Source organism: Bacillus sp. A260 (assembly GCF_009861435.1).
Classification (GTDB): Bacteria; Bacillota; Bacilli; order Bacillales; family Bacillaceae_G; genus Bacillus_A; species Bacillus_A cereus.
Map to the genome: position 1 here is coordinate 3,139,495 of NZ_CP046398.1, position 20,890 is coordinate 3,160,384.

The following is a 20,890-nucleotide window of genomic DNA, read 5'->3' on the forward strand; positions in this document are numbered from 1 at the left end:
TTTCTGACTTTATGTATAATTATAGTATAAAATAGTTAACCATCAAATGATTTTACTGGTTACATAATTAGGAGGATTTCTATGAAAAGTTTCTCAACACCGATACGTTTCATGCTTATTTCTTCATTTTTTATGTCTTTTGGGTATTTTGCAGTATACGCATTTTTAGCTATTTATCTATTAACCTTTCTTCATTTTTCTGCTGTCCAAGTAGGAACAGTGTTGACGGTTATGACAATTACATCACGAGTTATCCCATTATTCTCAGGGTTAATTGCTGACAAAATAGGCTATATCATTATGATGATAGCCGGTTTATTTTTGAGAGGAATCGGATTTATCGCTTTAGGAATATGCTCTGATTTCTATACAATTTCTATTTCTTCTGCACTTATTGGCTTCGGAACTGCATTTTACGAACCTGCTGCGCGCGCCATATTCGGTTCACAACCAGCTCATTTGAGAAAAAATTTATTTACATATTTAAACCTTAGCTTTAATTGTGGTGCAATAATCGGACCAATTGCAGGAGGGTTCTTACTCTTACTTGATCCAATCTATGCCTTCTCTCTAACAGGATCACTTATGCTGTTATTCGCTTTTATCTTTTACTTACTTAAAAATCACTTCCAAGTCACTACTGAAAACACGTCTATTACATTAGGAATACAGGCCATCTTACAAAACAAGTCTTTCCTTCTGTTTTCCTTTATCATGATTTTCTTCTATATTATGTTTACTCAACTTACTGTCGCACTTCCACTTCATATGAAAAACATTAGTAGTAGCAATCAACTTGCTACACTCGTTATTACGATAAATGCGATAACAGGCGTCATATTTATGGTATTATTCCGAAAATTATTCCACAAATACAACACACTTTCAATTATTAAATACGGTGTTTTATTAATGAGTATTTCCTTTTTACTCATTCCTTTATTTCAACACCCATATTGGCTCTTTATTTGTGTAATTTTATTTACAATCGGTGAAACACTCGTATTACCTAACGCTGATATCACTATTGCAAATTACAGTAATGAATCATATACAGCCACTTTCTTCGGATTTTATCAACTATCACTCGCATTTGGTTTTATCATTGGTAATTATACCGGTACATCTTTTACATCCAACTTAAGCGGAATGTATACACCATGGCTTATTTTTGGCGGAATAGGACTTATTGGTTTTATTTCACTACATATTTTGAATATAAAAAAAGTGGCCTCTAAAGAGGATATACACCTATGTAATACAAGCGACCTATAACGAAAAAGATTCGACCATCATCTTTGACAGTCGAATCTTTTTATTTTTCATATTCAAGGTGATTATGTCTTTTACAACCAAATAAATAGCAAGCCCCTATATAATCAGTTTCAAACTCTAATCCTGGAACGTATCCAGATTTGATACGTTCTACCATTGTTTTATAACAATTATTCTCTTCTGTATATTCCTCAATTAACTCTTTCTTATCATTTTCTGTCCAGTTTTCTTCTACTTCTTCATTCTGAACATCTTCTATTTCTGCTGTTTTCGCTTCGATACATTCCCGTATAACTTCATTTATACGGGAGAAATTATTCGTTTTATATAGAGCATACACAAATCTACCAATCCAATTAGGACTTTTCCAGCATTCTTTATATCCCTTTTCGAACCATTCAATTGCTTCTTTATAGCAATTCAACTCAACATATAAATCTGCTACATTAATTTCCCCTAAAAAATTATCAGATTCCCTGTTAAAAGTATCTAACTTCTCTTTTGCTTCTGTCGTTCGTTCTAAATCAATTAAACATTTTACATAGCTATACATGATATAGTCCGAATCCCCTGCAACTCGCAAGAAAAAGTATGAAGCTTTTTCCAGCTCTCCAAGGTTATAATGCGCTACAGCTACATTATGATATGCTTCATCTGATGGTTGAATCGAAATAGACTTTTGTAATGCTTCTTTCGCTTCTGTCCATTTTTCTTGTTTCATGTAAATGTCCCCTAAGATGTTATAAGGAAAGTATGAAGAAGGATTAAACTTAACAACTTCTCTTATTAATTCAAGAGCTTTATCATCATTCTCTTCCTCATAAAAGTACATCCAAGCCAGATTATTGAGAGATTGTACGTCTCTAGATTCATGTACTGCTTGTTGAAACAGTTCCATTGCTTCCTCATATTTATTTTGTTCAAACATTTCAATTGCCTTCTCATTAATGTTCAAATAACTACCTCCGAAGTAAATGAATTCATCTATTCCCTATCATTATTGTAAAATGTAAAAATTATAATTTCTATAAAAAAATTTCTTTCTCTCGCCTACATTTCGATTGAAATAGAAGCTAAAACATACGAATTTACAAAAATCAGTAAATTTTTCATTCTCCCTTAAATTGGATATACCTCCTGTTTCATTTTACATATTATGGTACAATTAAGAGGGTACTAACTAAACATTTACGCTCCGCACTAGTAATCTAGCAATACAAAAATCAAAAATCACATGGAATTGAGGGATGTTATGAAACAGAAATTAGCTGTTCTTCTATTCACTGGAATCATATTATCAGGATGTTCAACTATAGCAGAGAATTCTTTAGAAAGCGGGAAAGGCAGTATGGAATTATTAACACCAACGATTACAGCAAAAGACAATGAATTAGAAATTAAAACTAAAGGCATTGATGAAAATAAAGTAACTTTTATTTATGTTGCTAATAAAAAAGTGTTGGAACAAAAACTAAAAAATGGTGAATCCTACAAACTTAACATTAAAGATATCGAACACGCTCATAGGACGGACTACAAACCAAAAGTTCAACTTTTACAAACGAAAGACGATGATGATGATGGAGAAATAGTAACCTTCAAACAAGTTAGATATACAGTTAAAAACTGATTTTAAAGTTGTTTCATTATAAATGTAACAAAAGAAAATATACTTTTAACAGTAGATAAATGTAGGGGGTGCTAACATGAAAAAACGATGGATTTCTTGGTGGATTGGTAACATATTTTGGATTATCGTTTTTGGAATATGGGCCGCTATTATTTGGCTACGAGATGTTGATGGTGCTGGTGTTATTCAAACACCTGAAATTAAATCAATATCACTTATCGTTTTATTAATCACGTTTATCATACCGGTATTTTTTCAAATTATATGGCTAATCATTAATTTGAGAATGAGTAAAAAACATAATTATACGATTTAGTTTTTTTGAATTAACAGATGAATATTTTTCATAAAAAAAGAGAGGAATCTACATCAAAATAGATTCCTCCCTTTTACATTTAGACTTATACTGCGCTTTTAATGCATCACTATTCCTCTTTTTTACGATGCATGTTCATCTTTCTTCTTCATTAACGCTCTTTTCTTCATCGCCTTCGTTAAATATCCACCCTTAAACGAGCGAATTTCATACGAAGACATAAACGCTTTCGGTGCAATTTCATTAATGATTTCTAAAAGCTCTTTCTCTCTAGAACGCTTTGCGACGATATCTAAGCGATAACGTATAGAATTAATACCTTCGCCTTCAAATACTGTAACGCCAAATCCAGAGTGACGTAACTCATCTACTAATTCATTACAACGGTCTAGTAAACTAACTTGATACGTAATATAACCAATTGCTAATTTATTCTCTATATAACCGCCTAATAACAGTCCCGCACTAAAGCCAATGACATAGGCAACGATGTTCATCCAATTTGATAAATCTTGAAACACAATACCTAAACTGACAATGTAAATAGCTCCTTCTAACAATCCAACACCAGCAGCGGATCTTGTTTGATTCTTTACAAGCAAAATCGTACGGATTGTTAATATTGGAACGTAAATAATTTGAAGCACAAAAATAAGTAGCGCTTGTAACATTGGTATCCACCTCTTTCAAAAAGTCTTTTGTCATAATAACATACATAACCTTTAGAAATCGATGGGTTTTTTAAAATTTTTTTATTATTTTTCATACTATTGAAAAACACAAAAAAGAAGCGTATTATATTTGTCATTAATTTGATTACTTGTATCATATCGCTAAACTAAAAAAGGAACCTGATTAGGTCCTTTTCATCATAGCTCTATATTTTTCGAAGCATGTTCTCTTTGCTTCTCTTCTTCTTTCACTAACTGCATATTTGCGTACGCTAAATTTGCAATCATTAAAAAGTGACCACCTAAAATACCTGTACCGAATGCCCACATTTCCATTTCATGCTCAATTTCATACATGATGATAGCTCCTAAAATAGCAGCTGCAAATCGGTTTAAAACTCCTAATCCAGGAGCCTTTTCCTTCATTACGATACTTTTCCCGAGTTTCTCCACTCTGCGAGCTAATAACCAAAGACAATAAGCACTTACTGCTAATCCAATACCGAACCCTGTCACTTGTTTTCCAAACGGAGTAATCGTCCACATAAGTAGTAAACCACTAAAGATCACATACAATTGTAATCGATATACACGTAAGGCTTCTTGAATCAAAATATCCGCTCCTAAGTTCTCATTTTTTGTACTTTAGAAGAAAAGCAGCAACTTACACAGTTGCTGCTTTCTCTTCTTCTTGTTCTTGTTCCATCTTACGAATTTCAACACGTTTAATTTGGTAAGCGTCTTTTTCTAACACTTTAAATTCATAACCTTCCGCCTCAACGTGTTGTCCTTCTTCGATTTCATGATTTTGCATCATAATCCATCCACCGATTGTATCCACATCATCTTCTTCGATGTGTAATCCAAATAAATCTTTCACTTCTGAGATAAGCACTTTTCCATCAACAATAATATGTTGCTCGTTCACATGTTGAATTGGTGGTGCTTCATCTTCATCATATTCGTCACGAATTTCGCCGACGATTTCCTCCAAGATATCTTCAAGCGTTACAATTCCAGCTGTTCCTCCGTACTCATCATATAAAACAGCCATCGGAATTCGCTTCTTCTGCATTTGAAGTAATAAATCGTGAATTGGAGTCGTTTCCATCACTTCAATAATCGGACGCATATACGAGCGAATAGATGATAAATCTTTTTGATCCTCGGTCATATATCGAATAAAGAAATCTTTTACGTTGACCATACCGATAATATCATCTTTATCTTCTCCAAAAATCGGATAACGTGTGTATCGCTCATTTTGGATTACTTTCATGTGTTCTTCTACTGAATCTTCCAGGTAGAAACCAACGATTTCTGTTCGCGGTACCATAATCTCTTTTGCAATACGATTATCAAATTCAAAAATGTTATTTACATACTTGTATTCAGCTTGATTAATTTCGCCACTTTCATAGCTATCTGAAAGGATAAGACGTAATTCTTCTTCTGTATGAGCTACTTCATGTTCTGAAGCTGGCTTTAAACCAAATAAACCAGTTATCACACGAGCTGAACCGTTCAATACCCAAATAAATGGATACATTACTTTATAGAACATCATTAATGGACCTGCCAATAATAACGTTACCCTTTCAGCCTTTTGAATTGCCATCGTTTTTGGAGCTAATTCTCCTACTACAACGTGTAAATACGTCATAATCATAAAAGCAAGACCAAATGTTAATACTGATGAAATAGAAGGATTTAAGTTCCATTTCTCAAATAACGGGTGTAATAACTTTTCAATTGTCGGTTCACCTAACCAACCTAATCCCATAGCTGTAACTGTAATACCTAATTGACAAGCAGATAAATATTCATCTAAATTTGTTGTTACCTTTTTCGCTGCTAAAGCACCGCGTTTTCCTTCCGCAACAAGCTGATCGATACGGCTTGAACGTATCTTTACAATCGCAAACTCTGCTGCTACGAAAAATCCAGTAAATGCGATTAAAATCGCAACCATGACTAAATTAAATATTTCCAATGAATCCCCTTAGTTAAAAAACTAAGGTGTCCACCTCCTGTATACTATAATGTTTTCTTATTTGTTTGTTAGAAAACATAGCCCGATACAAAAATTAAAGAGGTCGGATTTCACTTATTCTATAATAATAGAGCAAGTGTCTGTATTAAAGCTGTCGTTTGACCTGATAAAGATTTCGATATTTTTTCACGTTGTGAATCAGTCAATTCATCTAAAAGCGGTTTTAACTCAGTAAGCTCCACTTCTAATCGATGAATATGGTCTGTCACTTCATTCACTTGTTTCGAAACGTGTTCATTGATACCGAGCAGCTTCTTCTTCTCCTCGATTTTCTCTTTAATCTCACAAAGCGGCATATGCATTTCTTTGCACTTCTCAATAAATTGTAATGTCTCAAATGCTGTTTCGTCGTAATAGCGATAATTAGATTGAGATCGCTCCGCTTTTAAGATACCTAGATTCGTATAATAATCAATCGTTCGTTTCGACACGTGAGCCATGAGAGCCAACTGTCCGATTCGATACACCTTCCCAACGATCTTCCCCCCTTGTTTATATTACTTACATCATACAATACATAAACTGTACAGTCAAACGTGACGGTTTATTATTCACAATTTATACAAAATTCCAATCTCCTCCTATGATGATTCAATACGAGTAATCTACACTTATACAATAAAATTACTAAACTACTACCTAATCACTACATTATCTGCCACTTTTAACCTTTCTTATTTAAAAGCATATCCTACTAATAATGATTGCTTGTATAGGAGGGAATTAATATGAAAAAGACAATCATTTCTCATTTTTATAATGAAGAATACCTACTTCCATGGTGGCTTATGCATCACACGAAAATATTCGATCACGGCATTTTAATTAATAGAGGGTCTACAGATCGTTCCGTAGAGATTTGTAAACTATTAGCACCCCACTGGGAAGTACGAAATTCAAGATTTCTTGAGTTTGATCCAACTAATACTGATATTGAAGTGATGGAAATTGAAAGAGAAGTTTCAGGTTGGAAAATCGTTTTAAATACTACTGAATTCTTTTGTTGTAATAATACTGAAGAATTTTTTTCATCTCTTCATACACTAGGCCAAAACATGTATGCGATTAGAATGATTTTAATGATAGATAATCATAATTATAATTATTCAAAGCCTAGATATTCTATCCCCTTAGTAGAACAGCGATACCACGGTGTCTTCCCTTATAACCCAAATCTCGGATGTGCTTGGAGATTTATTCACAATCATCTAGACGGTGCATATTTACCTGGTAGACATCATTCGCGGCACGGATATATAATTTATGACTATCCTTCATTTATTTTAAAATTTTATTTTAGCCCTTGGAATGAACAATCAAAGGCAAGAAAATTACAAATTACACCTACCCTTTCAAAAAGGGGTGTTCAAATGGGACTTCAAACACATTACGGTCAATCTCCTGAAGTACTGGACATACGTTTTTTAGAGCTTAGTAACCTAACACAAGACCTCCGTCATAACCCTGAATATCAAGAATTATTCCCAAAATTCAAACCGTAATACTTTCTGCATCGTCATCACCTCAAACATTTTCATTCACTTAATCAAAAACAATCTCATTTGCATAAAACATGAATACTGTATAAATAATAAATTTTTATTTTAGGAGGAAAAAATGAAAGCTGTTATTCTTGCTGGTGGGTACGGTACAAGAATTGGGGAAGAAACACATTTAAAACCGAAACCTATGATTGAAATTGGAACAAAACCCATTCTATGGCACATTATGAGTTTGTATAGTCATTACGGAATTACTGAGTTTATTATTTGCTTAGGCTATAAAGGATATGCAATTAAAGAGTTCTTTCTAAATTACAACTTACACATGTCTGATTTCACAATACAGTTAAACGATAATACAATTACTAGCCATTCTCATCGTGTAGAACCATGGAAAGTTACACTAATCGATACTGGTGTAAATACCGAAACGGGTGGCCGAGTGAAAAAGATTCAAAATTATGTCGGAGACGAACCTTTCTGCCTCACTTATGGTGATGGATTAAGTAATGTAAATATAAAAGAACTTATTACATTCCATAAAAAACATGGAAAAATGGCTACTGTTACTGCCGTACAACCTCCTGGTAGATTTGGTTCTCTCATATTAGATAAACAGTCTGTAACATCTTTTCAAGAAAAACCATTAGGTGATGGCGGATGGGTTAACGGTGGATTTTTCGTTTTAAATCCTGAAGTTTTCAATTACATTAGTGGAGATAAGTCTGTTTTTGAAACAGACACTTTAGTTCAGTTAGTAAACAAAAATGAATTGACCGCATATCAACATTCTGGTTTTTGGCATCCGATGGATACATTGCGCGATAAAAATAAATTAGTCGAGCTATGGGAAAGTAATAGCGCTCCGTGGAAGGTTTGGTAATATGGCTTCATCATCTTTTTGGAATAAGAAAAAAGTATTTATTACAGGACATACTGGATTTAAAGGCTCCTGGCTCACCCTTTTCTTAAGTTCTTTAGGTGCAGAAGTAGTAGGCTTTTCTTCTCATCCCCCATCCATTCCTAACATTTTTGAACAAGGTAACGTAGCAAAAGAGTGCACGACAATGAAAGGCGATATTACAGATTACCATTCTTTATTTCATGCCATGAAGCAGCATAAACCTGACATAATATTTCATTTAGCAGCTCAGCCAATCGTAACCGCTTCATACAAAAATCCTATCGATACATTCAAAACGAATGTTTTAGGTACTGTCCACGTGCTAGAAGCAGCAAAGTCCGTCGAAAGCGTACGTGCCATTATTAATGTGACAAGCGATAAATGTTATGAGAATGACAGTAGTGGCGACCGAGCGTTCGTGGAAAATGACCGACTAGGAGGTTTCGACCCTTATAGCGCTAGTAAAGCTTGCGCTGAAATAGTGGCAACATCCTATCAAAAATCATTCTTCCGCACTAATACCCAGAAACTCGCCTCAGTCAGAGCTGGTAACGTCATCGGCGGTGGTGATTGGGCAGAAGATCGATTATTCCCTGATATCATTCGGGCATATTTGCACAATCATACTTTGTATATTCGAAACAAATATGCCGTCCGTCCGTGGCAACATGTTTTAGATCCTCTACATGGCTATATCCTTTTAGCTGAGAAACTTTGGAATGATGATAAATATGCAGAAGCGTGGAATTTCGGCCCAATGAATGAACCTAACAGAACCGTTCATGATGTCATTGAATCTGTAATAAAATTATGGAATAACCCACTAACAATCATTTCCTCCTCTACAAATACTCCTTATGAATCACCTGTTTTAACACTCGACAGTACAAAAGCAGTAAATAAACTCGGCTGGACTCCTAAGTTATCAACAGATGATGCTATCGCTTGGACTGTTGATTGGTACAAAAAATATGCATCTGGTGAAAATATAGAATCTTTCACACGACAACAAATCGATGCATTCAAAAATTTATAAGGGGGCTATAAAATGGAACAGAAAAAATGCCGTTTTTGCCACTCATTACTAACCAACACTTTTTTAGATTTGGGCGTTTCCCCTCTTGCTAATTCATTTGTAGCTCCTGAAAGCTCATATAAAATGGAACCTTTTTATCCGCTGCACACATTTGTTTGTAACTCTTGTTTACTCGTACAGCTAGATGAATTTGAATCCCCACAAAATATTTTTCATAACTATTTATACTTCAGCTCTTACTCCTCAAGTTGGCTACTACACGCTAAACAATACGTAGAAATGGCGATTAAGCGTTTCAACTTAACGAAACATTCAAAAGTGATTGAAATCGCAAGTAACGATGGGTACTTATTACAATACTTTAAAAAAGAAAATATCGAGACATTGGGAATTGAACCCGCGAAAAACGTAGCAGAAATTGCTATCAAAAAAGGAATTCCTACTCATGTAAATTTTTTCAGTAATGACTTAGCAAAAAAATTGCCACAAGCTGATTTAATCGTCGCAAATAACGTATTAGCACACGTTCCGAACTTGCATGATTTTGTCGCTGGTTTAAAAACACTATTAAAACGTGATGGCACGATAACAATTGAATTCCCGCACTTATTAAACCTTATATCCTTTAACCAATTTGATACCATCTACCATGAACACTTCTCCTACTTCTCACTTATAAGCCTTCAAAAAGTTTTAAGTTATCATCATTTACAAATTGTTGATGTAGAAGAACTTTCAACGCATGGTGGTTCCTTACGGATTTTTGTAAACCATCTAAATGCCCAATCAACTATCCATTCCAATGTTACAAAATTAATTCAAAAAGAAGTCGACCACGGGTTAGATACTTTAGATTACTATCTCCTTTTTTCTAAACGCATCGAACAATTGAAAATAAATATTTTAAAGTTTTTTATTGAAGCGAAAGTTTTAAACAAACAAATTATCGGTTACGGTGCTCCAGCTAAAGGAAACACCCTTTTGAATTATTGCGGGATAGGTAAAGAATTTCTAGCTTATACAGTAGATAAAAATCCTCACAAACAAAATCTCCTTTTACCAGGAACTCGTATTCCAGTAAAATCTCCAGCAGAAATTAAACGTACAAAACCGGATTACATTTTCATACTTCCTTGGAATTTGAAAGACGAAATTATGAAAGAATGCTCTTTCATTCGTGAATGGGGCGGTAAATTTTTAGTGACGGTTCCAGAAGTTGAGGTGATCGAGCCATGAAGAAAGTTGTTGTAACAGGTGGTAGTGGCTGGATAGGTAAATATGTTGTACATTCACTTATACAAAAGGGATATGAAGTGCACGCCACGTATAATAAAAATAACCCCTCTCACCTCCCTTGCCATTGGCATAAAGTAAACTTGCTTCGCGATGACGAAGTAAAACAATTCATTTCGGATGTTCAGCCTAGCCATCTCATTCACCTTGCTTGGGAAGCAGTGCCACCAGCATGCTATGTATCTATTAATAATTACTATTGGCTAAAGTCTAGTATTTCATTGATTCAACACTTCACAACATGCGGCGGAAAGCGTGTTGTCGTTGCAGGTACTGGCGCAGAGTACGAATGGTTTAACGGCGTATTATTTGAAGATTCACCGCTCCTTTCCTATAAAACCCCGTATTCTTTATGTAAAAATGCACTGCACTCCTGGCTAGAAACGTATGCACAACAAACAGGCCTCAGCATGTGTTGGGGCCGCATTTTTCATATGTATGGACCTCACGAACAAGGTAATCGGCTCGTTTCTAACATTATCACTTCCTTATTAAAAAATGAGGAAGCACTATGTACACATGGAAAACAATCGAGAGATTTCCTCCATGTGAGTGACGTCGCTGACGCTCTCGTAACAGTATTAGAACATGGCGTTACAGGCACCATCAATATCGCTTCAGGTCAATCTGTACAAATTAAAGAACTAGCTTCTATCATCGCTAAAAAGATAGGAAAAGAACATTTAATTAAACTAGACGCGATTCCTTTCTCTAAAGATGAACCTTTATTCGTCGGCGTTAGTGTAGAACGTTTAAAAACTGAAGTAAACTGGAAACCAACATACGATTTAAATACAGGAATAGAAGAAACAATTTTATGGTGGGAATCATTTATACAAAAACATAACGATATACGTCACTAAAACGTAAATCCTTCGTTCCTCTCGCTAATTCCTTATACCATTCTTCTAATCTTTCCGGCGTAATAATATGGTGCGTCCCCATTCCCCCATGCTTACTAGCTTCAGAAAGAGTCGGACCAATTTGTAACTTTCTCTTTCTCATCACATCGTTCCACGGACTAAACCCAAACCATAATATACAAGCAAGAGGTGGATAAATCATCGATTCATGCGCAGATAAATGTCTTCCAACCGTATAACTTCCATGCTCATGATTATGAATAAATCTACCTCTTCTCCATAACGGCCAATCTTCTGGTAAATAACCATGAAATCGCTGTTTCATTAAAGGTATTCCAAAGTTAAGGTCAGGATAGTTGCAGTTAGGATCATCAACCATAATAAGCCCGTCCAGCCAATACATCCTCCCCCCCAATTCATGTAGCGATTTCCAAAACTGATTTTTATCTTGCACGCAAAGAAACTCAGTCGTATTTAAAATCATTTTCCATCCTTGTACTTCTTGTTCTATCCTCATCACTTCATGATCTGTCGCATATGCATCAAACTCTGGATTTACAGAATCTCGCACCTCCCAATGCGGTGCGAATTTTTTACAAATCTCAACGGAACGATCTGTTGAACCTTTATTAATTAAAATACCATGATCAAAAAGTTTCGTATGATGCATAAGCCACCATGGCAATAAATACTCTTCATTGTAAAAATGTGAAATAACGGTTGTAGTTATAATAATCTCCTCCTCTTTCTCTATTAATCTACTTTTTATCCTACAACCAATATACTCATAAGCAAAAATATGTTTCCTAATTATCGGTCAAATATTATTATTAATATTTTTGTAAGTTTTCCTTCGGTACCCAGCCCTTCTCACCATCTCTTCCTTCGCACCAAACCCATCCATTCAATTCTTCTAATCCGATCAATCTTTCTCCAATACTCACATTTAATTCTTTCGCAGTATATTGTTTTATAATAATTCCCGTTCCATTCATATCTTTTCTTATAATTTGCTCCGGAACCCATCCTTTCCGGTCATATTTCTCTTCGTGACAAAACATCCAGTTTTCCCAATTTTCAGGACCAGCGTAACTCTCTATCATTTTCACTACATCCCCCTCTTCTAAGCGAATTGGATTAGGATAATTGCTAACATGTGATTTTATAACGATATATTTCATAACACTCTCCAATAATCAGAAAATTAAGTTATAATATCATTATAAAATTATGAAGGAGGAATGCACTCATGTACTACAACACTTCATTCGAAAACGATCAACCTGTAGGCCGTCTATAAACTAAGACGGGCTTATAACACATACACTATGCCTCGTCTTAGGGAACTCATATTACCCTAAAAATAGACGGAGGTACTTCAAATGAAACAAACCATTTTAGGAGCTATATGCTTATCACTAGCAGCAAGTATATGGGGCGGTATGTATGTTGTTAGCAAATACGTACTCGATTTCATTCCACCACTAACACTCGTTTGGCTACGCTTTATTATCGCTTTTGTTGTTTTATATGGCATTTTGAAACTAGCTGAGAAAAAGCAAAAGAAAAAAGTAACCATTCGCAAAAAAGATTGGCTCCTATTCGCTTGGATTGGATTTATCGGCTATTTCATTTCGATCACATGCCAATTTATCGGAACAAAATTATCCGACGCTCATACAGGCTCGTTAGTTACATCAGCTACACCTGCATTTATGGTTATATTTGCAGCGCTCATTTTGAAAGAAAAACTAACTGCTCGTAGACTTTTATCTACTATAATAGCGACAATCGGTGTCATTATCGTAATCGGATGGGATATTGAAATTGGCTCCTATTTTATTGGAACAATCATTTTAGTTGGAGCCGCTATTACGTGGGCTTTACTATCTATTTATGTAAAAATCGCTTCAATCCAATTTTCATCCTTAGTTATTACAACGTACGCAATTTTCTTTTCACTCTTTTTTATTACACCTTTTATGATATGGGAGCTACAAGCGGCCTCTATCGGAACAGTAAATACGTACGTAATATTAGGCGTATTATACTTAGGAATCGTCTCAACAGCAGGTGCCTTTTTCCTTTGGAATAAAGGATTAGAATTACTGGATGCAAGCATAGGTTCCTTATTTTTCTTCTTCCAACCTATCGTTGGATCGTTACTTGGTTGGCTCTTATTAAATGAAACATTAAATAGTAACTTTTTTATTGGTGGTATTCTTATTATATGTAGCGTTTTCATTACTACTTTTGAAAAGAAATAAAAAGCAGGCAGAGATTCTTAGTCTCTGCCTGTTCGCATTATTGGATCTTGGTCGTGAAAACCAATACAAATCGGTATATTATTTTGCACTTCACTACGTACACTTATAAAACTACACAGCGTTTTAGCAATTAAATATAAAGTGATACCAATTGCTTTTTCACTTGTGTCAAAGCCATTTTCATTATACATATCCGCTAATTCTACAGACTCCGGTCCCTCAACATCATATGTCCATTCAGAAGCCCAATCATCATCCTCTTCTTCAAGTGGAGCATACTCCTCACAAATATAAAACTGACTAGTCCACTCGTTATCAAGGTCATACTCAAAATAAATCGCTTTTGCTTCTTCATTAGTAGCCATTTCTACAGCTGCATCCAAACCTACTCGAATACTTACCTTATATGACTCTACATCAATTACTTTAATTCGTTCTGCATATTCTGTAGACGCCAACATGCAACAAATATCATAATACTTCGCTTCTATTTGCTCTACTGCTAACGAAAAGACATCCTCTTGCATCTCTTCTAAATACTGAAATATATCCACACTAAATACTCCTCACTCTTTACGCACTCCAATGCGATGGACGAGACAATAATTTCGGTAATTTCGTATGTTTGTCCCCTCTAGCAGCATTAACTTGAACTTGCGTCAGAAAAATACTATTAGTAAAATCAGCCCCGCGAATATCTGCATCTCGCAAATCTGCTCCGATGAGATCTGCTCCTCTTAAATCTGCACCATTTAAGTTAGCCGCAATTAAGTAAGCTCCTCTTAAATTTGCACCTTGTAAATTTTTCTTTTTCAGATTCGCTCCCATAAGGTCTGCTCCGCGGTGAATGATTCGTTTCTTACGCGCAGTATTCATTTCCTTCCATACTAATTCGCTCGTTTCTAAAAGAAGAATGTTCACCTCTGCCCTATGCATTGGAACATTTATTTTCATTAACTCATCTGGATTTAAATTCGAAAGTCGCTCTGTCTCCTCAATTGCGGTCTCCAGCTCTTTATGAATTGGCTGTGTTGCCTTTAAAAGAATCGCTTCATTCAAATACCAAAGCATTTCATGAAGTTGATGCATAACCGGAAAAGCATCGTACATTTTTCTTGCATGCTTTGCATCTTCCCTCCAATCAATCCCTTTAAACGTACCCTGAGAAATCTTCTGCCCAGCACCGAAACATTCAAATACTGTACAACCTTTATAACCTTTTCCTCTAAGATTTTTATGTATACTACATTTAAAATCTGATTGTAAGTTGGAACATGGTTTACCACCATCTTTATTCACTGCAAAATCTACCGATGCTGCAAACGGTAATGCAACGCAACATAGACCGAAGCATTTTTCGCAGTTTGCTTTTAAATGATCGTTATGATTAGTCAAAATCTATACCCCCTGTTGTCTTTTGACTATTTCATAATATTCCAACTGTAATAAATAATCAATTTTAAAATAAACCAGCATCTTTCGTTTCAATTCATAACTTTATCATTCGATTTCCTTTCAATTGAAAAGGACTATTTCTATTTAATGAATTATAATTAAATTATAAATTTTCTAACTAAAAAGGAGACTTATTATGGCACTAGAAATGAAAACAAACTGTCAAATTTGCGATCAATCGCTCGAACAAAATTCTGAAGCATACATTTGTGTATATGAATGTACATTTTGCGCACCATGTACAGAAGAAAGACATAACGTTTGTCCAAACTGCGGCGGCGAATTAGTACGTAGGCCGAAAAAGAAACAATAAAAAGCAAAGCGATATCGCTTTGCTTTTGTTTAGGCATCTGAAATTATATATTTAAAAACTTCACACAAACAGGCTCTGGCACAGCAACATCAGATTGTAAAAGTGTTAACTTACCTGTAGATTCATCTCTTGAAAATAACACAAGATTATGTGACTTTTCATTTGTAGCAACAAGGAACTTTTCAGTAGGATCTAATACAAAGTCTCTTGGCCAATTTCCTTCTGTAGATGTGTGTTCAACAAATGTAAGCTGACCTGAATTTTGATCTACTCTATAAACAGCGATACTATTATGACCACGATTACCTGCATATACAAAACGGCCGTCAGAAGAAATATGAATCGCACTTCCTTGATTATTTTCATCAAACTCTTCTGGAACAGTAGAAATATACTGTAATTCTGTAAAGGATCCTTCTGCAGGATTATAGGTTAACACAATAACCTCTGAACTAAGCTCCGTCATCACATATGCATACTTTCCATTCGGATGAAAAGTAATATGTCTTGGACCACTTCCTGGATTTACAGATAAACGATTCACTTCTGTTAATGTACTATCTTTTACTTCATACGTAATTATTTTATCTATCCCTAAATCAACGCCCACTACATATTTTTCATCAGGAGTGTACCCCGCGTAATGTGCATGTGGTTTTTCTTGTCTTTCTTTATTCGGACCTGAACCTTCATGTGCCATAATAGATGAAGCAGGATTTACAGTTCCATTTTCTTCATTTATTTCAAAAGACTCAATCGTTCCTTTATGGTAATTCGCTGTAACTACTGTATGATTTCCACTATCAACACTAATATGACAAGGAGAAGCACCTTCTACTACTTGTCTATTTTTCGCTTTTAGTTCTCCAGTATGACTATCAATGGAATACGCAGCTACACCGCCAGATTCGCCTTCCTTAACAACGGAATAGAGATATTCATTATTTCGATTAATCGTTACATATGTAGGGTTATCCAACTTAGCGGCAAGTGTTACATTACTAATTTTTTTTGCTTCCGTGTCTAAAGTAAACTTATATATTCCTTCACTATTTTCTTTCGTGTATGTTCCAACATATCCGATAAACTCTTTGTTATCCTTCATTTTCATAACCCTCTCTCCCTATATTTTTCGTTCATCATGCTTCTTAAAATATTTTATGTTGAAAGAATATCCTAAAAAATAGGAGTACCTCTTTATACGTTACCATATTTTCTTGGTAAATAGCTTTTAAACCCACTTTTTTTGATACGCTGCTATACTTTCATATTCTTCTTCCAATTGACGGGACAGACGGATATAGATTGGCGTTAAATCTTTATATTTTTCCACACTTTCCATGTTTGGCTCATGATGGAAATCTGCACCTACCATTTCAGAAACTACAGATAATGTATCTATTTCACCTAAACTATATAAACCGAGGATTGCAGCTCCTAAGCAAGAGCTTTCGAAACTTTCCGGAACATATACGTCTTGATGGAAGATGTCCGCCATCATCTGTCTCCAAAGTTCCGACCTTGCAAAGCCGCCTGTCGCTTGAATTTTTTTCGGTTCGCCAATTAACTCTTTTAAAGCGAGAAGAACCGTATATAAATTATAAATTACTCCTTCTAAAACAGCACGGATAAGATGTTCTTTCTTATGATGCAATCCGAGTCCAAAGAAAGATCCTCGTGCATTTGCATTCCATAAAGGAGCTCTTTCCCCTGCTAAATACGGGTGAAACAATAAACCGTCAGATCCAGGATTCACTTTTGCTGCTATTTCAGTAAGTACTTCATATGGATCTTTCCCTAAACGCTTTGCAAGCTCAATCTCTGAAGTACCCAATTGGTCACGAGCCCATCTGAAAATCATACCGCCATTATTAACTGGTCCACCGATTACCCAATGGTCTTCAGTTAACGCATAACAAAAAATTCTACCTTTTGGATCTGTTACAGGACGATTTGTTACAGCACGTATCGCACCGCTTGTACCAATTGTAACAGCCACAACGCCAGGATCTATTGCATTTACACCTAAATTAGATAGTACTCCATCACTCGCTCCTACTACAAAAGGCGTAGAAACAAGTACATTCATCTCTTTGGCAAGCTCTTCATCTAATCCTGTTAAACTGTGCGTTGTTGGAACAAGTTTAGAAAGCTTTTCATCTGTAATTCCCGCAACATGTAAAGCCTCTTCATCCCATTTTAAAGATTTCAAATTAAACATCCCTGTTGCTGACGCTATAGAATAATCAATTACATACTCTTTATATAACTTGTAAAAAACATATTCTTTAATAGAAATGAATTTATAACTTTTTGCGAATAACTCTGTCTGCTCATTCTGTAACCAAACTAATTTCGAAAGTGGTGACATCGGATGAATTGGTGTCCCAGTACGAAGGTAAATTTCATGACCATTCATATCATTCTTTATTTTCTCCGCCCAGCTTGCACTTCTATTATCTGCCCAAGTGATACATCTCGTTAACGGCTCTCCCTTTTCATCTACGGCAATGATACTATGCATTGCCGAACTAAAAGAGACACAAAGAATATCACTTGGCTGTACACTACTTAATCGTACAGTTTCTTTAATCGTATTTATTACTGCACGAAAAATTTCTTCTGGGTCTTGTTCCGCTGTTTCAGGCGTAGGAGAATATAAAGGATATTCAATTCCATGACTAGCAATAACAGATCCATCAGTAGAAAATAGAACTGATTTTGTACTAGTTGTCCCAATGTCTACACCAATCATATATTTTGAGCTCACCATTTCTTCCTCCTAACAAAAAATTGTTACAGTATCCCACCATAAAAATACATTCCTTTTATCTATTGATAACGTTGTATGCCACAATTATCTAAATAGAAACATCTTTATCTTAAACAAACATATCGAGTAGTAAAACTCCTCCAAAAGCGATAAATGAAAGTAACGTTTCTAATACTGTCCATGTTTTAAATGTTTCTTTCACTGTTAAACCTAGGTATTCTTTTACCATCCAAAAACCAGCATCGTTTACGTGTGAAAACATTAATGCTCCTGCACCTGTTGCAATAACGAGTAACTCTAAGTTCACACCTGTTGTATTTTCAACGATTGGCGAAACGATACCCGCTGCTGTTGTTAAAGCGACTGTCGCTGACCCTGTTGCAATTCGAATTAATCCTGCTACTATAAATGCTAATACAATTGGGGATAGAGCTAAATGCTCAGACATTTGAGCAATAGCATTGCCTACACCACTATCGATAAGAATTTGCTTAAATCCCCCGCCGGCACCAATAATCGCAACAATTGAACCGATTGGTAATAAGCTATCTTCTGTTACCTTCTTAATAGCCTTTTTATCGATACCTTGGCGAAATCCAAGAAAATAAAACGCTGCAAAACATGCAATCAATAGTGCAATGATAGGACTACCGATTAATGTGACAGTCTTCATCAAAGTAGTAGAAAGAGGCACATAAGGAGCTGCTGCAGCTAAAACCATTAACATAACAGGTAACAATATAACTAAAAATGAAACTCCTATTCCTGGTAATTTCGTTGATTTTGTATTTACACGAATCAATTCTGGCTCATTTTCAGGAATTACACGTTTGTGAATCCATTTCGCAAATATAGGACCTGCAATAATCGCTGCAAAAAATGTAATAATGAGTGAATACATTAGTACCTTCCCAAGATTCGCTTTATAAATACCAATTGCTACAATTGCCCCTGGATGCGGAGGAACAAGGCCGTGTACGACAGATAGCCCAGCAATTGCTGGTAATGCTATCAATAAAATATTTTGTTTCGTTGTTTTATGAATTGAAATTACTAACGGTAGTAATATTAAAATACCTACTTCAAAAAACACCGGGATTCCAATAATAAAACCTGCAATTAACATAGCCCATGGTAAGTTTTTTATCCCAAAGGATTTTATAAAGAACTCTGCCACCTGCATTCCAGCACCTGACTCTGCCATCATTTTCCCTAAAATTGTACCTAATACTAAAATACCTACTAAATGCCCGAGAACACTTCCAACTCCCGTTTCATAAGCACTCACTATTTTATCCATTGGCATTCCAGACATAATTGCTAAAAACAAACTTGCAACCGTTAAACTAATAAACGCATGCCATCTCCACCACGATACCCCTAAAATAACAATTACAATTGATAATAATGTAATAATTAAAAGGTACATATTCATACTCAATCCCCCTTTATGTAAACCCTTTCATAATTACTATATAATGAAAAGAACCTATATAGTTCTTACTTGAGTAAAAGATACCTTTACATATTGCTATACGTTTAAAAGCATCTTCACATTATAATGATTTATATAAAAAGAATCTCCCTTATTAGAGATACACTATAACTCATCTCTCTAATAAGGGGATTTCTCTTTCATAATTATAATGTTATTGTGATAAACGCTTCGCGCGATCAATTTTTCCTTTTTTAAAAGTGAATGACACTTTCATCTCTGCTTTTTTCACGTAGTAAGACTACAAAATCAGGATCCAGTTTAAACGATGAAGTTACTTAGGATTTGTCCTCTCATGAAAAGCAATTTTCGGAAAGCACCTTCACTTTCATGCATTATAATTTAGGAGCTTTCGCCCAATCCGCAGCAAATTTCTCAATACCTTGGTCTGTTAATGGGTGTATAGCAAGTTGCTCGATTACTTTATAAGGGATTGTTGCAATGTGAGCACCTGCCATCGCTACACGAGTTACATGATCTGGATGTCTGACAGAAGCCGCAATAATTTGTGTATCTAATTGATGAACATCGAATAATTCAGCAATTTTAGCAACTAATAGTACACCATCTTCAGAAATATCATCTAAACGTCCTAAAAATGGAGAAACGTACGTTGCACCTGCTCGAGCAGCTAAAAGTGCTTGGTTCACAGTGAAAATAAGTGTAACGTTCGTTTTCACACCTTTTTCAGTAAGATAGCGACAAGCTTCTAATCCTGCTAGCGTCATTGGAAGTTTTATCGTGACGTTTTTATCGCCACCGTTAATTTTAATTAATTCTTCTGCTTGAGCAATCATTTCTTCAGCTGTAACAGCATCTGGCGTTACTTCTGCCGAAACAGACTCAACTTTAGGTACTGCCTGACAAATTTCTGCGATACGGTCTTCAAACTTAACGCCCTCTTTTGCTACTAAAGAAGGATTCGTTGTAACACCAGCTAAAACTCCAAGTTTATATGCTTTTTTTATGTCCTCAAGATTTGCAGTATCAATAAAAAATTTCATGATCAATTCCCTCCAGTTTTTAAACGTTGATGAGTTACAT

23 protein-coding genes are annotated in these 20,890 nt (G+C 35.2%); 10 read left to right on the plus strand and 13 right to left on the minus strand.

The features are described from left to right. The first annotated feature begins 81 nt into the window (after nt 1-81). Nucleotides 82-1,275 carry an MDR family MFS transporter gene (locus GD442_RS15790; RefSeq protein ID WP_000834867.1) on the plus strand — a complete coding sequence of 398 codons (1,194 nt, stop codon included), beginning with the start codon at nt 82-84 and terminating at the stop codon, nt 1,273-1,275. A gap of 40 nt (nt 1,276-1,315) precedes the next feature. Here the strand turns inward: GD442_RS15790 and GD442_RS15795 are convergent, their stop codons facing one another. Then, nucleotides 1,316-2,230 carry a tetratricopeptide repeat protein gene (locus GD442_RS15795; protein ID WP_086407709.1) on the minus strand — a complete coding sequence of 305 codons (915 nt, stop codon included), beginning with the start codon at nt 2,228-2,230 and terminating at the stop codon, nt 1,316-1,318. Nucleotides 2,231-2,509: 279 nt separating this feature from the next. Between GD442_RS15795 and GD442_RS15800 the strand changes: the two genes are divergently transcribed. Then, the gene (locus GD442_RS15800; protein ID WP_002041528.1) at nt 2,510-2,905 is read left to right on the plus strand and encodes a hypothetical protein; all 396 of its coding nucleotides are present in this window, start codon (nt 2,510-2,512) and stop codon (nt 2,903-2,905) included. 76 nt (nt 2,906-2,981) lie between these two features. Continuing rightward, the gene (locus tag GD442_RS15805) at nt 2,982-3,221 is read left to right on the plus strand and encodes a DUF3923 family protein (protein ID WP_000747681.1); all 240 of its coding nucleotides are present in this window, start codon (nt 2,982-2,984) and stop codon (nt 3,219-3,221) included. 122 nt (nt 3,222-3,343) lie between these two features. On the opposite strand, the gene GD442_RS15810 is transcribed toward GD442_RS15805, so the two are convergent. From GD442_RS15810 to GD442_RS15825, 4 genes are all read right to left on the minus strand, one after another. Next, nucleotides 3,344-3,892 (minus strand): DUF2179 domain-containing protein, encoded by a 549-nt coding sequence (locus tag GD442_RS15810; RefSeq protein WP_000938438.1) that lies wholly within the window; start codon nt 3,890-3,892, stop codon nt 3,344-3,346. A 198-nt stretch (nt 3,893-4,090) separates the two neighbouring features. After that, nucleotides 4,091-4,504 carry an ATP synthase subunit I gene (locus tag GD442_RS15815; RefSeq protein ID WP_000613876.1) on the minus strand — a complete coding sequence of 138 codons (414 nt, stop codon included), beginning with the start codon at nt 4,502-4,504 and terminating at the stop codon, nt 4,091-4,093. A 52-nt stretch (nt 4,505-4,556) separates the two neighbouring features. Next, a complete protein-coding gene (locus tag GD442_RS15820; protein WP_000402258.1) occupies nt 4,557-5,885 on the minus strand; it encodes a hemolysin family protein in 1,329 nt (442 codons plus the stop codon). Between the two features lie 119 nt (nt 5,886-6,004). Beyond that, the gene (locus GD442_RS15825; protein ID WP_000285639.1) at nt 6,005-6,412 is read right to left on the minus strand and encodes a MerR family transcriptional regulator; all 408 of its coding nucleotides are present in this window, start codon (nt 6,410-6,412) and stop codon (nt 6,005-6,007) included. A 261-nt stretch (nt 6,413-6,673) separates the two neighbouring features. Here GD442_RS15825 and GD442_RS15830 point away from each other — a divergent pair, with 261 nt between their 5' ends. From GD442_RS15830 to GD442_RS15850, 5 genes are all read left to right on the plus strand, one after another. After that, entirely contained in the window at nt 6,674-7,447 is a 774-nt protein-coding gene (locus GD442_RS15830) for a glycosyltransferase family 2 protein (protein WP_000750973.1), read from the plus strand. A 115-nt stretch (nt 7,448-7,562) separates the two neighbouring features. Continuing rightward, nucleotides 7,563-8,330, plus strand: coding sequence for a glucose-1-phosphate cytidylyltransferase (gene rfbF / locus GD442_RS15835; RefSeq protein WP_000648808.1), 768 nt, complete (start codon nt 7,563-7,565; stop codon nt 8,328-8,330). Between the two features lies 1 nt (nt 8,331). Beyond that, nucleotides 8,332-9,387: a CDP-glucose 4,6-dehydratase gene (gene rfbG, locus GD442_RS15840; RefSeq protein ID WP_000168662.1), complete on the plus strand. Its 1,056-nt coding sequence runs from the start codon at nt 8,332-8,334 to the stop codon at nt 9,385-9,387. A gap of 12 nt (nt 9,388-9,399) precedes the next feature. Further along, nucleotides 9,400-10,623, plus strand: coding sequence for a class I SAM-dependent methyltransferase (locus GD442_RS15845; RefSeq protein WP_000435779.1), 1,224 nt, complete (start codon nt 9,400-9,402; stop codon nt 10,621-10,623). Further along, the gene (locus tag GD442_RS15850; RefSeq protein WP_000758376.1) at nt 10,620-11,543 is read left to right on the plus strand and encodes an NAD-dependent epimerase/dehydratase family protein; all 924 of its coding nucleotides are present in this window, start codon (nt 10,620-10,622) and stop codon (nt 11,541-11,543) included. The genes GD442_RS15845 and GD442_RS15850 overlap by 4 nt, the downstream gene beginning before the upstream one ends. Here the strand turns inward: GD442_RS15850 and GD442_RS15855 are convergent. Together GD442_RS15855 and GD442_RS15860 are read right to left on the minus strand one after the other, a co-directional pair. After that, entirely contained in the window at nt 11,512-12,312 is an 801-nt protein-coding gene (locus GD442_RS15855) for a glycosyltransferase family 2 protein (RefSeq protein WP_079998819.1), read from the minus strand. The genes GD442_RS15850 and GD442_RS15855 overlap by 32 nt on opposite strands. 61 nt (nt 12,313-12,373) lie before the next feature. Next, nucleotides 12,374-12,724, minus strand: coding sequence for an SH3 domain-containing protein (locus GD442_RS15860; RefSeq protein WP_000875284.1), 351 nt, complete (start codon nt 12,722-12,724; stop codon nt 12,374-12,376). Between the two features lie 201 nt (nt 12,725-12,925). Between GD442_RS15860 and GD442_RS15865 the strand changes: the two genes are divergently transcribed. Further along, a complete protein-coding gene (locus GD442_RS15865) occupies nt 12,926-13,810 on the plus strand; it encodes a DMT family transporter (RefSeq protein WP_000814732.1) in 885 nt (294 codons plus the stop codon). A gap of 17 nt (nt 13,811-13,827) precedes the next feature. Here the strand turns inward: GD442_RS15865 and GD442_RS15870 are convergent, their stop codons facing one another. Beyond that, the gene (locus GD442_RS15870) at nt 13,828-14,364 is read right to left on the minus strand and encodes a hypothetical protein (protein ID WP_000350943.1); all 537 of its coding nucleotides are present in this window, start codon (nt 14,362-14,364) and stop codon (nt 13,828-13,830) included. A 19-nt stretch (nt 14,365-14,383) separates the two neighbouring features. Next, a complete protein-coding gene (locus GD442_RS15875) occupies nt 14,384-15,205 on the minus strand; it encodes a pentapeptide repeat-containing protein (RefSeq protein WP_000181423.1) in 822 nt (273 codons plus the stop codon). Nucleotides 15,206-15,401: 196 nt separating this feature from the next. Between GD442_RS15875 and GD442_RS15880 the strand changes: the two genes are divergently transcribed. Next, nucleotides 15,402-15,578, plus strand: coding sequence for a DUF1272 domain-containing protein (locus tag GD442_RS15880; protein ID WP_001162793.1), 177 nt, complete (start codon nt 15,402-15,404; stop codon nt 15,576-15,578). Nucleotides 15,579-15,621: 43 nt separating this feature from the next. Here the strand turns inward: GD442_RS15880 and GD442_RS15885 are convergent, their stop codons facing one another. The 4 genes from GD442_RS15885 to fsa all read right to left on the minus strand — a co-directional run bounded on the left by GD442_RS15885 (nt 15,622) and on the right by fsa (nt 20,850). Next, nucleotides 15,622-16,689, minus strand: coding sequence for a lactonase family protein (locus tag GD442_RS15885; protein WP_000782231.1), 1,068 nt, complete (start codon nt 16,687-16,689; stop codon nt 15,622-15,624). A 120-nt stretch (nt 16,690-16,809) separates the two neighbouring features. Beyond that, nucleotides 16,810-18,351 (minus strand): gluconokinase, encoded by a 1,542-nt coding sequence (gene gntK / locus GD442_RS15890; RefSeq protein ID WP_000254951.1) that lies wholly within the window; start codon nt 18,349-18,351, stop codon nt 16,810-16,812. Between the two features lie 109 nt (nt 18,352-18,460). Next, nucleotides 18,461-19,786, minus strand: a complete 1,326-nt coding sequence (gene gntP, locus GD442_RS15895) for a gluconate permease GntP (RefSeq protein ID WP_001057602.1) — start codon at nt 19,784-19,786, stop codon at nt 18,461-18,463. A 395-nt stretch (nt 19,787-20,181) separates the two neighbouring features. Continuing rightward, nucleotides 20,182-20,850, minus strand: coding sequence for a fructose-6-phosphate aldolase (gene fsa, locus GD442_RS15900; RefSeq protein ID WP_000667691.1), 669 nt, complete (start codon nt 20,848-20,850; stop codon nt 20,182-20,184). Between the last annotated feature and the right edge of the window lie 40 nt (nt 20,851-20,890).